Here is a 12,686-nt window from a genome sequence, read left to right as displayed (position 1 = left end):
TCCAGTATGCGCCACCGCGAGATCTTAGAACGCCACATTCGCCGCAGTGGTTCGGTTTTCGGGCGTGAATACCCAGGAACATCGGCCTTATGCCCGTTTTATTGGCGTCCGGAAAGCCGTTGAGGACAGGCGGTGACATGCTCAGGGCCGGGGATCGGCCAACTGCCAGTCGCCCTGGCGGTCCGTCGTGTCCAGCTTGGGCGGGCCGCCGCCCGGCAGGCCCAGCGCGGCCAAGATCATGGGGTACGAGTTCTTGAACTCCCTGATCCAGTACGGCCAGGTGTGGGTGCCGTTGCCGTACAGGTTCAGGGTGTGCTGGATGCCCAGGCTGTTCAGGCGCTTGCTCAGGGCTTTGACCGTGTAGGCGGAGATGGGTTCGCCCAGGTGGGCCGGGTGCCAGGGGGAGCCGGGCGGGTCCAGGGGGCCCATGAAGCTGTTCGTGCCGCTGGACATGTAGATGGAGACGCCCCTCAGCCTCGGGGCCAGGGCCACGGGGTCGTTGGCCGCCCAGACCTGCCGGTCGCGGATGGGGTCGCCCCACAGGGCCTTGGGGTCCTGCTTCTCGCTGGCCTGGGCGTTCATGATGATCGCTGGGATGCCGGGGATCTCGGTGGCCATGATGCCGCTGTACGCGCCGACGAAGCGGAACATCCCCGGATAGCGGGCCGCGTACTTCATCGCCCCGTACGCCCCCATCGACAGGCCGGCCACGGCTCGCCGGGTGCCCGCTCGGTAGCCGATCTCCAGCAGTCGTCGCACCTCGTACGTGTGGAACGTGGCCCACGCCGGTGTGCCGCCCTTGCCGCCGTTGTACCAGTCGGAGTAGTTACCGGCCCGGCCTGCTTCCGGCATGACGACCATGGCGTCCAGGTTCTCGGTGAAGTCGGCGATGTCGGTCATGCGGGTCCAGGAGGTGTAGTTGTCGGCGCCGCCATGGAGGAGGTACAGGACGGGCCAGGTACGGTTCGCCTGCTTGGACCAGCCCTTGGGGAGCAGCAGGCGGACCGGCGTCATCAGGCCGATCGACGGTGAGGAGATGAGGAGGTCGAGCATGCGAGGGCTCAGCCACCTCTCCCGCACGACGCGGGCACTGCCGGGGAGGGCTTTCTGGCCGGGCATGTAGTTCGTCGCGGTGGTCGATTTTCCGTCGGGCACGAGCGACCAGCCCGGATCGGCGAGCACGGGGGTGGCGTTCGAGCCGACGAGGAGCACCGTCGTCGCCAGTGCCAGTAGGGCGCGGGATCGCATGAGAGCTCCCCTTCGCAAGTGAGACCGGAGGCGAGGCTAGGGGCCCGGGCACCGGTCCAGCTATGCCCCAACGCAACGAAATATCGCCGTTGGGTGCGCTCTGCCGGACAAAACCGGGGGTTATCACCGGCGTGACAAATCAGACCCGAGGAATGTTCGGTACGGGCCTGCCCCGGTGCCACGGCGTGTGGGTATGTTGGCCGATCACCCGGCAGCATGGGAGCCCTCGTGAACGTACTGGGCGAAGCCGACATCCGCCGCTTCCTCACCGAGCGGATCGCGTCACGCGGCGTCGAGCGGGTCGATCCGGAACGGCCGCTGGAGGAGTACGGCCTGTCGTCACGTGACGCGGTGGCGATCGCGGGCGAGTTGGCCGAGCTGCTCGGCAGGCAGCTGAGCCCGACCCTGGCCTGGGAGCACCCGACGATCAACCGTCTGGCCCGCGCACTCGCGGGACCGCCCCAGGAGGACCGGGCAGAGATCCCCGGCGACCCGGGTGAGCCGGTGGCGGTGGTCGGGGTGGGGTGTCGGTTGCCGGGCGCGCACGGCCCCGAGGCGTACTGGGAGCTGCTGCTCGACGGGCGGGACGCGGTCGGCGAGGTGCCCGCGGGGCGGTGGGAGGCGTTCGACGACGGATCGGCGCGTACGGAGGAGGTACTGGCCGGGACGACCAGGCACGGCGGCTTCCTGGAGGACGTGGCCGGGTTCGACGCGGAGTTCTTCGGGATCGCGCCGGGCGAGGCGGCGCTCATGGATCCGCAGCAGCGGCTGCTCCTGGAGACGGCCTGGGATGCGCTGGAACACGGCGGCATCGCGCCGAGGTCGCTGGGCGGCAGCGGTACCGGGACGTACGTCGGCATCTCCGGCGCCGAGTACGCCTACTTGACCAGCGCGGACCTGAGCGGCGTCGGCGCGTGGACGGCCACCGGCGCGGCGCTCAGCATCGCCGCGAACCGCCTGTCCTACCTGCTCGACCTGCGCGGCCCCTCGATGGCGGTGGACACGGCCTGCTCGTCCTCCCTCGTCGCCACCCACCTCGCGGTAGGCGCCCTGAGATCGGGAGAGTGCGACCTGGCCCTGGCCGCCGGGGTGAACCTGCTGCTGTCGCCCCTGGTCACGGTGGCCTTCGACCAGGGCGGCGGTACGGCGGCGGACGGGCGGTGCAAGGCGTTCGACGCGTCGGCCGACGGCATGGTGCGGGCCGAGGGCTGCGGCGTCGTCGTACTCAAACGCCTGACGGACGCCGAACGGGACGGCGACCGCGTGCTGGCGGTGATCAGGGAGACCGGCGTCAACCAGGACGGCCGCTCCAACGGCCTCGTCGCCCCCAACCCCGAAGCGCAGGAGGCCCTGCTGCGCCAGGTGTACGCGGGGCTGGACCGGGGACCCGACTACGTGGAGGCACACGGAACGGGCACGTTCCTCGGCGACCCCATCGAGGCGCGGGCCATCGCCGGGGCGTTTCCCGGGCAGGTGCTGCTCGGCTCGGCCAAGACGAACCTCGGCCACCTGGAGGCGGCGGCCGGGGTCGCGGGGCTCATCAAGACGGTCCTGGCGCTGTGGCACGGCGTGATCCCACCCAGCCTCCACTTCCGGCAGCCGAACCCGCACATCCCGTGGGAGAGGCTGCGAGTCGTCACCTCGCCGACGCCGTGGCCACGGGCGGACGCACGCGCGGGGGTGTCGTCGTTCGGCTTCGGCGGCACCAACGCGCACATCGCTCTGGCCGCTTATCGGGCGGTGGGGGAGGCGGCTTCCGCCCGCCCGACCGCCTCAACGACCGCCCAGCCCGCCCTCACCCAGGCCGTCCCCGCCCGCCCTGCCTACGGCCCGCCCGTGCCCGCACAGCCCGTCGTCACGCGGCACCCGCAGTCGGTCCCCGGCCAGCCCACGCAGCCCGCCCGTGCCCACTCCGTCCACACGCGGCCTCCGCAGCCCGTGCCTGCCCAGCACGTCTTCGTTCTCACCGGTGCCACGCCCGATCGCGTGCGGCAGTACGCCGAGACCCTGGCCGCTTGGGAGCCCTCAGCCGACCTCGGTGACGTGGCCCACACCCTGGCCAGGCGAGCCGGTGGCGCTCGCGCGGCCGCCGTTGTGACCGCCGCCGACACAGCCGAGCTGCGTGAACGCCTCGCCGCCGTCACGCCCCGGCCCGTCCCCCTGGCGCCGGTCGGCCCGGTGTGGGTCTTCAGCGGGTACGGCTCGCAGTGGCCGGCCATGGGCCACCACCTGTACGAAACGGAGCCGCCCTACAAGCAGGCCATCGACGAGCTCGCGCCCCTGCTCCGAGCTGAGGCCGGCATCGACCTCCACGCCCCGGACGCCCAGGGCGTGGCCACCGTCCAGCCCATGATCTTCGCCGTCCAGCTCGCCTTGGCCCGCCTGTGGCAGGCGTACGGCATCGAACCCGCCGCCGTGATCGGCCACTCGATGGGCGAGGTGGCGGCTGCCGTGGTGGCGGGCGGCCTCGACCAGCACGACGCGGTACGCGTGATCTGCCGCCGCGCCCGCCTCCTCGCCAGCCTCGGCGGCCTCGGCGGCCTCGGCGGCGGTGATGGTCGCAGTCACGGTGGCGGTGGCGGTCGGGATGGGGATGGCAGTCACGGTGGCGGTGGCGGTGGCGGTCGGGATGGGGATGGCAGTCACGGTGGCGGTCGGGATGGGGATGGCGGTCGCGATGGCGATGGTGGTGGGGCGATGGCCGTGGTCGGGGTGGCTGCCGATGAGGTGCCCGGTGACCTGTATGTGGCGGTTCATTCCGCCCCGCACCAGACCGTCGTCACCGGCGCTCCCGAGCGGGTCGCCCGGTTCGTGGCGGAGGTCGAGGCACGAGGGCTGTTCGCCAGAACACTCACCACCGAAGGCGCCGGACACTCACCCCAGGTCGCCCCTCTGCTGCCGAAGATCAGGAACGAGCTGGCCGCCATCACCCCCGCCAAGCCGCGCCTGCCGTTCTACTCCACGGTCTTGGACGACCCTCGCGAGCCCCCCACGTTCGAGGCCGCGTACTGGGCCGCTGGCGTGCGCCGACCGGTGCGTCTCCTCCAGGCAGTACAGGCCGCCGCGGAGGACGGCTTCACTGTCTTCACCGAGCTCAGCCCGCACCCCGTGCTGAGCCAGGCGCTCCAGGACACACTCCCGGCCGCGACGATGATCACCCACTCCCTCGAACGCCACCACGACGACGCCTTCCACTCCCAACTCGCCACCGTGGCCACCGCCATCACGCCCAGGACGCGTGGCCGGGTGGTGGACGTACCGGGGGCGCCGTGGCGGCACACCCGCCACTGGGTCACCCCGTACCGCCGCCCGCCAGGACACCGCCTGCTCGGCGCGCACGTCGAGACCCCGGCCGGACACGCGTGGACCACCGCGCTCGGCGACCTCACCGACGCGCCCTGGCGCCTGGACCCGTCCGACTGGCACCGCCACGGCCACCCCGTGCTCCCGCTCACCGCCGTGGCCAGACTGGCGCACGCGGCGGCCGTGGAGGTGTACGGCTCAGCGGAGCTGCATGGCTCGGTGGAGCTGCATGGCCCGGCGGAGTCGCACGGCTCGGTGCAGTCGCACGGTGTGGAGCTTTACGAGGTGGCCCTGCACGCGCTGCTTCCCCTGCCCTCGCAGGTGACGGTCACCTTGGCGGGAACGCGGGTGGAGGTGACCGCCAAGAACGCCGCGGGCTCCTGGACCGTCTACGGCTCGGCCAGCCTCACGCAGCCGGCCGCGCCGCCCGAAGCCCTGGACACGCAGCCAGCCGCGCCGCCCGAGGCCCTGGAGAGGGTACGGCGGGTGGCGGCGGACGGCACGCTCCACGGCGTCGAGAGCCGGGAGCTCGCGGCATCGAGCATCCCGGTGCCCCTCGACGCCAAGCTCGTCGAACGCGTCTGGGTCCCCGCCCCCTTGCCGACGACTCCGGCGGGCGACGTCCAAGAGACGGCTCAGGGATCGGGCGCTGTTGTGCGGGTTCCGCGACTGCTGGAGCCGTCGGCGGCTCGGCGGCTGATCCTGGACCTGGCCCGCCTCGCCGACCAGGGGACACAGCTCACGATCGTCACCGAACGCGCTCAATCCGTACGGGACGGAGAGGCCGCAGATCCCGGCCCCGCTTCGTTGAGCGGGCTGGTCAGAGTGCTGGCGCTGGAGCGTCCCGAGGCCCGCGTCAGGCTGGTGGACGTCGACGACCCCGGCGTGCTGCCACGGGAACTCGCCACCCCGACCGGAGACGACGAGGTGGCATGGCGCGATGGCGTCCGCTACGCGGCCCGACTGCGCCGCGCCACCCTGACCCCCGGCCCGGCGACCTCCCGCCTGGCAGCCCCCGCCCCCGCGACCCCGCGTTCGGCGACCTTGCGCTCTGCCATGGCGGTCGCGGGGCCCGGCGGTTATGTGATCACCGGTGGGTACGGGAGGCTCGGGCTGGTTGTCGCGCGTCGGCTGGCCCGCCTTGGCGCCACCCGTATCGTGCTGAATGGCCGGGCCGCCACCCCCGTGCCCAGCGACCTCGTGGGCGTCGCCCAGGTGGTGGCGGGTGATCTGGCCGCGCAGGGTACGGCCGAGCAGCTTGTGGCGGCTGCGACCGCGAGAGGGGTACGGCTGCGCGGAGTCGTACATGCGGCCGGAGTCCTGGACGATCGTCTGGTCGCCGACCTCGACCCCAGCAGCCTCGAACGGGTCTGGGCCGCCAAGGTGGACGGCGCGCTCAACCTCCACCGAGCCACCGAACACCTGGACCTCGACTGGTGGGTGGCCTTCTCCTCCGCCGCCGCGCTGCTCGGCTCCCCCGGGCAGGCCGCTTACGCCACGGCCAACGCCTGGCTGGAGGCCCTCTGCCGACTGCGCCGCGCCCGGGGGCTGCCCGCCATCGCCATCGGCTGGGGTACGTGGGCCGGGGCCGCCACGATGCCGGGCGTCGAGCCGCTGACTGTCGAGGAGGGTGTTGAGGCGTTTGGGGCGTTGATCCAGCGGGACCGGTGTGCGGGGGTGGTCAGGATCGCCCCAGCTGCGGCTTTGTCGGTGTTTCCTGGGATCGGTCGCCTTCCGTACTTCTCGGACGTCGCCGACCTCGCCCCAGAGGTGCGACGCGACCTCGGGCCCGAGCGGGTGCTGGCCGCCGTCAGAGAGCGGGTCGCGGCCGTGCTCGGGGTGGAGCCGGTGTGGCTCGACGAGGGTGCCGTGCTCACCGACCGGGGGCTCGACTCGCTGGCCGCCACCCGGCTGCGTGGCCTGATCGAGTACGACTTCGGCGTCACGATCCCGACGACACCGCTGCTCAACGGCGGGACGTTGGGCGAACTGGCCCAGGCCGTCACCGCCGACCTGGCCCTCCCGCAGTCCAAACCGCCACCCGCCTCAGCGAGTCAGGCGGACACGCCGACAGGTCCAGCGCGCGCTACCGCAGGTCAGGTAGACGTGCCGACAGGGCCAGCGGATCAGGACGCGGTGACAGGGCCGCCGCGCGGCACAGCCGGACCGTCGGGTGCTGTCAACGGGCGTGTGGTGGTCGGGCCGAGGGATGCGGCGGAGCGGCAGGTGGTTCGGGTGCTGACCGGTCTGCTGGGACGCGAACCCTCGGTCACTGAGACCATCGCGCCGGACACGCTGGCGAAGGCCCTCGACCTTCTCCGCCTCGAACTCGGCAGATCGGTCGCGATGGTCGGCGGACGGGAGAGAGCGCGGGTGGCCGAGGTCGCCGATGCCGTACGCCAGGGCGAGATGGCCGAAGCCGGGCTCGCCACCGTCAGACCCCTCACCGAAAGAACCGAACGAACCGGGATTAAACGGCCCGACCGCACCGAACGGACTCACCGCACCGAACAGGCCAACCGCACCGAACGGACCGGCGGCAGGCCGCTGTTTCTGGCCCACCCCGCCGGTGGCACCACAGGTGTGTACGCCCTGCTGGCTGCCCGCCTAGACCTCCCGGTCATCGGCCTGGAACGGCTGGACGACGCGGCTGAGCTGGGCATCCCAGAACGGGCCGCCCGTTACGCCGAGGCCGTCAGACGGACCTATCCGGGACCGTACCGGCTGGGTGGCTGGTCATTCGGGGGGATCCTGGCGTTCGAGATCGCCAGACGGCTGGGCGACGACGTCGAGCTGGTCGTGATGATCGACTCGGGGCTGCCCGAGCGGGTGCCCGAGGAGCGGCGGCGGGAGATCCAGGCCCGGCGGTACGTGGACTTCGCGGCCTATCTGCGTGACACCTATGGCGTTCGGGTCCGCCTCGACCCGCGAGAGCTCCTGTCGCTCGACGAGCGCGGGCAGGTCGCGCTGGCCGAGGAGCGGATCGCGGAGTCCGGCGTGCTGGAGCTGCTCAGCCCGGCCATCCTGCGTCACCAGATCACCTCGCACGAGGACACCAGGGCCATCGACCGCTACGAGGCCGGGCCGTACCTGGGCGACGTGCTCCTCTACCGGTCCACTGAGCCGACCCCCTGGGCCGTCGAGGACGTGCGGTACGCCCACGCGGACGATCCGACGCGTGGCTTTCGCCCGTACTGTCCGTGCCTGGAGATCATCGAGGTCCCCGGCGCGCATCACCTCAACCTGCTCGATCCACCCCACGTCGAAGGCATCGCCGCCGACCTGAAGAGGAGGCTCGCATGACGCTGGCAGAGGCCGTGGTGGCGGGCGCGGCGCCTGCCGAGCTGGCGAGCCTGGAGGTGCCGACGCGCTACCGCGCCGTACACCTCCGCAAGGATGAGGTCGGCATGTTCGACGGCCAAGACAACGACGGCCAAGACAACGACGGCCCGGACAAGGACGTGCGGAGGTCGCTTCACGTAGGCGAGGTGCCGATGCCGGAGTTGGCCCCCGACGAGGTGCTTGTCGCGGTCATGGCCAGCGCGATCAACTTCAACACGGTCTGGTCGGCGATGTTCGAGCCGATCCCGACGTTCGCCTTCCTGGAGCGGTTCGGCCGTACGGATCCCCGGCACGACCTGCCCACCCACGTGCTCGGCTCCGACGCGGCCGGGGTGGTCGTCAGAGCGGGTCAGGCGGTACGGCACTGGCGTCCCGGGGATCGCGTCGTCACCAGCCCCGCGTACCTCGACAGCCAGGACCCGATGGTGCAGCACGACGGGATGCTGGCCGCGGACCTGCGGGCCTGGGGGTTCGAGACGAACTTCGGGGGGCTGGCGGAGTTCGCGGTGGTCAAGGCGACCCAGTTGCTGCCCAAGCCGAGGCATCTGAGCTGGGAGGAGGCGGCGTGCAACATGCTGTGCGCGTCGACGGCGTACCGGATGCTGGTCGGCGAGCGCGGCGCCCGGATGAAGCAGGGCGACGTGGTGCTGTTGTGGGGGGCGACGGGCGGCCTCGGCGCGTACGGTGTGCAGCTCGTCAGGAACGGCGGCGGCATCCCCGTCGGCGTGGTGAGCTCGCCGGAGAAGGCCGCGCTGCTGCGCGAGATGGGCTGCGAGCACGTCGTCGACCGATCGCGCTTCGACGACCTGACCGATGAGAAGGGCTGGCGCGGGCTGGGGGCGGAGGTCAGGCGGTTGGTGGGGGAGGACCCGGCCATCGTGTTCGAGCACACCGGAAAGGACACTTTCGGCGCTTCGGTATATGTCGCGAAAAAGGGTGGAAAGGTGGTCACGTGTGGCTCGTCCAGCGGGTACGACCACACCTACGACAACCGCCACCTGTGGATGCGGCTCAAGCAGATCATCGGCTCACACGGCGCGAACTACCAGGAGTGCCACGAGACCAACCGGCTCATCTCGCTCGGCATGATCCATCCCACGCTCTCCCGGGTGTACCCGCTGGAAAAGGCGGGGGACGCGGCGCGCGCCGTACAACTGAACCAGCACGTCGGCAAGGTCGGCGTGCTCGCACTGGCCCCCGAGCAGGACCTCGGCATCGAAGACGGCCGCCTCCGCGAGCGCATAGGCGAGGAGCGCCTCAGACTTTTCCGTGTATGACGTTCAGGGCGGCCCGGCGAGCACGGAGCACGATCTCCAGCTCGAAGCGGATGTCCGGATCGGCGAGCTGATCGCCGTAGAGCTCCTCCAGCTGCCGCAACCGGTAACGGACCGTCTGCGGATGTACGTGCAGCCGAGCCGCCACCTCACCCGCCCCCCGGCCGTACCGCAGCCAGGCCAGCAGCGTCTCCGCCAGCCGGTCCTGCTGTGTGGGCCGCAGGTGGGCCAGTGGCGCCAGGCGTACCTCCGCCAGCGCGTTGACCAGTTCCTCGTCCTTGAACACCACCAGCGTCGCCATGTGGTCCGCGCAGTGCAGCAGGCCGCGCGGCAGCACGCCGCGCCCGGACAGCTCCAGCGCCTCGGCCGCCCAGCGCAGCGACGCCGCGGCGGCGGTCAGGGGCACGGGCGGCCCGATGGCGCCCAGGTAGCCGCGGAGCGCGGTCTCCAGCATGCGCGCCTGGCCGGGGCCGTTCGGGTCGGGTATGAGCAGGCAGGGCGTGGCTCGGTCCAGGCCCATCAGCACGTCGGGCGGCATCGCGGGTGAGCGGCAGGTGCCGTGCTGGTCGTCGAGGGCGACACAGGCCACGGTCTTGGGCAGCCGCCACCCGGCGGCCTTGGCCAGGTCGGAGATGGCCTCCGCGCCGGCGGGTGGCCGGCTCAGCAGCAGGTCGAGCAGGCGGTTGCGGCGGCGCTCGATCTCGCCCGCCGCGTGCGCCCTGGCCTCGTCGAAGCCCTCGGCCGCGGCGTCGGCGAGCTGGTCGAGGTAGACGAAGATGGCCTCGCCCAGGTCGTACAGGGACTGCGGGGAAAGCCCGAGAGTGTCGGCGATCTCGGTGAGCCGCCGCCAGCCGACCCTGGCGCCCAGCCGCATCGCGGCCTGCAGCGGCTCGAGGTTGCGCCCCTCGGCCGCCTCGCCCTTGCCGATCATGCGGAACGGCTCGGGGTCCCAGGGGGCGGCGGGGTCCTGGATGTGGTCGAGGAAGCCGTCGATGGCCTGCTCGACGGCCATCCTGACGACCTTGATGTAGACCTCGTCGGACGGTCTGGCGTACTCGGGGATGCGAGCCTGGATCTCCGCGATCACCTCGGCGGAGATCCGGCCGATTCCGGCCCTGAGCGTCTTCACGATATCCGCGGAGATCCGGGTCTCGCTGGTGTCACTCTTGATGGCCATCGTCCCTCCTGTCGCCATTGTTACCCGTGCGGCAGAGGTTTGTGTAGCAAGTGCTTGTTTTACCTCTGTAGGAAGGTGCCGAACTCCTCGACGTCGATCAGGCCGTCGCCGTCCTTGTCGAGCTTCTCCACCCCGGCCTGCGCGGCCTCCAGCGTGATCGGCTGACCGAGCACCTCCATCAGCCCGACCAGCTCTTCGGCGGAGATCCGGCCGTCATTGTCAACGTCGATCAGATCGAAGGTGATCGTGTAGTCGTCGCTCATGGGTTGCCCTTTCGCGGGATCCGTATCGGTCAGACCTTAGTGGCGCTCTCTCGAAGCGCGTCGATGAATGCCCTGACTTCTCGTCTTTTATCGCCGGAGCGCCAGGCGATGGCCAGCTCACCCGGCGGGAGGCCGGCCACCGGGCGGTAGACCAGGCCCGGCCGCGTGTAGAGCGCGGCGTTGCCCTCGGCCACCAGTACGACGCCCAGTCCGCTGGTCACGGCCTCGAACACCTCTTCAGGCGTGTTGGCCGTGAACCCGATGACCGGTTCGTCGGCGCGGAGGTCGCGGGCGAGCCAGTAGTCGCGCAGCGGACCGGCCGAGGCGGGCAGCGCGATGAACGGCTCGTCGCGCAGCGCCTCGAACGGGATCTCCGCCAGCCCGGCGAGGGGGTGATCGTCCGGCATGGCCACGCCTCTGCCCTCAGTGGCCAGAACATGCGTGCTCAGCCCCTCCGGCACGGGCAGCCAGATGAAGGCCACGTCGGAGCCGCCGTCGGCCAGGCCGCCGCTTGGGTCGTCCCAGCCGACCAGCCGCAGCGACACCTCCCAGCCGGGCATCGCCGCGCGGAACAGGCGCAGCGCCTCGTGCTGCAGTCCCCGCCCGACGGCCGTCTGCATGCCGATGACCAGCGTGCCCGTGGGCGCGGCGGCCCTGGCGGTCTCCAGTCCGGCGGTCCATCGGTCGAGCAGTTCGCGCGCCACCGGCAACAGCGCCTCACCCTGCCTGGTGAGCGCCACTCCGGTGGGTACGCGCTCGAACACGTCGAAGCCGAGCTGCCGTTCCAGCGCCCTCAGCTGCTTGGACAGCGCGGGCTGCGAGACGAACAGCCGCTCGGCGGCCCTGGTCATGTTCAGCTCCTCGGCGACCGCCACGAAATACCGCAAGTCACGCAGGTGCACGTCCATAACCGATGGTTATAGCAGAAGGTCTTGGACGCGCCGCCCGTACCACAAGCAGGATGAACCACATGAAGACCCGTGAACTTGGCAACAACCTGACGGTCCCCGCGATCGGTTTCGGCGCCATGGTGCTGTCACCCGGCGTGTACGGCGACATCGACGACACCCGCGCGGAAACGGCGCTCAAGGCGGCACTCGACGCCGGAGCGGTACACATCGACACCAGTGACGCCTACGGCGTGAACGGCCACAATGAACGCCTGGTCGGCCGGGCGATCAAGGGGCGGCGTGCTGAGGTGGCGGTCGCCACCAAGTTCGGCCTGGCCATCCCGGAGGGTGAGGCGAGCAGGTCCCACCCGGTGGGCTACGCGTTCGGCGAGCTGCGGGTGAACGCCGAGCCGAGGCTGGTCCGCCGCTACGCCGAGCGGAGCCTGCGCAACCTGGACACCGACGTGATCGACCTCTATTACGCGCACTACGTGGACCCGGGCGTACCGATCGAGGAGACGGCCGGGGCGATGGCCGAGCTGGTCGAGGCCGGGCTGGTCAGGCACCTCGGCCTGTCGAACGTGACCGCCGACGAGCTGCGCAGGGCGCACGCCGTGCACCCGGTGGCGGCCGTACAGAACGAATGGTCGATGTGGCGCCCGGTCGATCCCGACCTCCTCAAGACGGCCCGCGAGCTGGGCGTGGGGATCGTGGCCTGGAGCCCGCTGGGCAACGGCTTCCTCACCGGCACCGTCCAGCGGCTCGGCGAGGGCGACTTCCGGCACAACGCGCCCCGCTTCTCCGCCGACAACCTGGCGAGCAACAACGACCGCTACGCCCCGATCAGGGACCTGGCCACGCGCCTGGGCATCACCCCGGCCCAGCTGGCGCTGGCCTGGCTGCTGCACCAGTACGAGCACGTGGTGGCCATCCCGGGCAGCCGCACGCCCGCGCACATCGAGGAGAACCTGGCCGCCGCCGACCTCGTCCTGCACCCCGACACGCTGGCCCGCGTCGACGAGGCGCTCGCCGGTTTCGAGGTGACGGGCGGCACACTGCTCTGAGGCGTGGCGGCGTCGTCCCCAGCTCTTCCGGACAACAATCTCCGCCAGATCGCTCGCGTCTCGTTGATCGGCCGGATAGAGGTCTCGTGCACCTCGTGCAGGAAATGATATCTATCTTCCTGCGT

7 protein-coding genes are annotated in these 12,686 nt (G+C 71.1%); 3 read left to right on the top strand and 4 right to left on the bottom strand.

The window, feature by feature from the left end; translation table 11 throughout:
* Nucleotides 1-141: 141 nt before the first annotated feature.
* A complete protein-coding gene (locus ACGFJ2_RS52485; protein ID WP_393481730.1) occupies nt 142-1,248 on the bottom strand; it encodes an alpha/beta hydrolase in 1,107 nt (368 codons plus the stop codon).
* A gap of 228 nt (nt 1,249-1,476) precedes the next feature.
* Between ACGFJ2_RS52485 and ACGFJ2_RS52480 the strand changes: the two genes are divergently transcribed.
* Entirely contained in the window at nt 1,477-7,854 is a 6,378-nt protein-coding gene (locus ACGFJ2_RS52480; RefSeq protein WP_393481727.1) for an SDR family NAD(P)-dependent oxidoreductase, read from the top strand.
* A complete protein-coding gene (ccrA, locus tag ACGFJ2_RS52475) occupies nt 7,851-9,170 on the top strand; it encodes a crotonyl-CoA carboxylase/reductase (protein WP_393481724.1) in 1,320 nt (439 codons plus the stop codon). Before ACGFJ2_RS52480 ends, ccrA begins: the two co-directional genes overlap by 4 nt.
* Here the strand turns inward: ccrA and ACGFJ2_RS52470 are convergent.
* Genes ACGFJ2_RS52470 through ACGFJ2_RS52460 form a run of 3 tightly spaced genes read right to left on the bottom strand, consistent with a single transcriptional unit; the run spans nt 9,151 to nt 11,515 of the window.
* Nucleotides 9,151-10,344, bottom strand: coding sequence for a helix-turn-helix domain-containing protein (locus tag ACGFJ2_RS52470; RefSeq protein WP_357957850.1), 1,194 nt, complete (start codon nt 10,342-10,344; stop codon nt 9,151-9,153). The genes ccrA and ACGFJ2_RS52470 overlap by 20 nt on opposite strands.
* Before the next feature lie 59 nt (nt 10,345-10,403).
* Nucleotides 10,404-10,607, bottom strand: coding sequence for an EF-hand domain-containing protein (locus ACGFJ2_RS52465; RefSeq protein ID WP_357957849.1), 204 nt, complete (start codon nt 10,605-10,607; stop codon nt 10,404-10,406).
* Between the two features lie 29 nt (nt 10,608-10,636).
* The gene (locus ACGFJ2_RS52460; protein WP_393481720.1) at nt 10,637-11,515 is read right to left on the bottom strand and encodes a LysR family transcriptional regulator; all 879 of its coding nucleotides are present in this window, start codon (nt 11,513-11,515) and stop codon (nt 10,637-10,639) included.
* A gap of 62 nt (nt 11,516-11,577) precedes the next feature.
* On the opposite strand from ACGFJ2_RS52460, the gene ACGFJ2_RS52455 reads away from it, so the two are divergent.
* Nucleotides 11,578-12,561, top strand: a complete 984-nt coding sequence (locus tag ACGFJ2_RS52455; RefSeq protein ID WP_393481717.1) for an aldo/keto reductase — start codon at nt 11,578-11,580, stop codon at nt 12,559-12,561.
* Nucleotides 12,562-12,686: the final 125 nt, after the last annotated feature.

It is taken from the genome of Nonomuraea sp. NPDC049028 (genome assembly GCF_043197735.1).
In the GTDB taxonomy this organism is placed as follows: domain Bacteria; phylum Actinomycetota; class Actinomycetes; order Streptosporangiales; family Streptosporangiaceae; genus Nonomuraea.
The sequence above is the reverse complement of the archived record's forward strand: the minus strand, read 5'-3'. Positions and strand labels throughout refer to the sequence as shown.

What these genes read in the sequence shown, in the direction of transcription:
- ccrA (WP_393481724.1), top strand. Translation starts at nt 7,851, where the DNA reads ATGACGCTGGCAGAGGCCGTGGTGGCGGGCGCGGCGCCTGCCGAGCTG.
- ACGFJ2_RS52465 (WP_357957849.1), bottom strand. Translation starts at nt 10,607, where the DNA reads ATGAGCGACGACTACACGATCACCTTCGATCTGATCGACGTTGACAAT.
- ACGFJ2_RS52455 (WP_393481717.1), top strand. Translation starts at nt 11,578, where the DNA reads ATGAAGACCCGTGAACTTGGCAACAACCTGACGGTCCCCGCGATCGGT.
- ACGFJ2_RS52470 (WP_357957850.1), bottom strand. Translation starts at nt 10,344, where the DNA reads ATGGCCATCAAGAGTGACACCAGCGAGACCCGGATCTCCGCGGATATC.
- ACGFJ2_RS52460 (WP_393481720.1), bottom strand. Translation starts at nt 11,515, where the DNA reads ATGGACGTGCACCTGCGTGACTTGCGGTATTTCGTGGCGGTCGCCGAG.
- ACGFJ2_RS52485 (WP_393481730.1), bottom strand. Translation starts at nt 1,248, where the DNA reads ATGCGATCCCGCGCCCTACTGGCACTGGCGACGACGGTGCTCCTCGTC.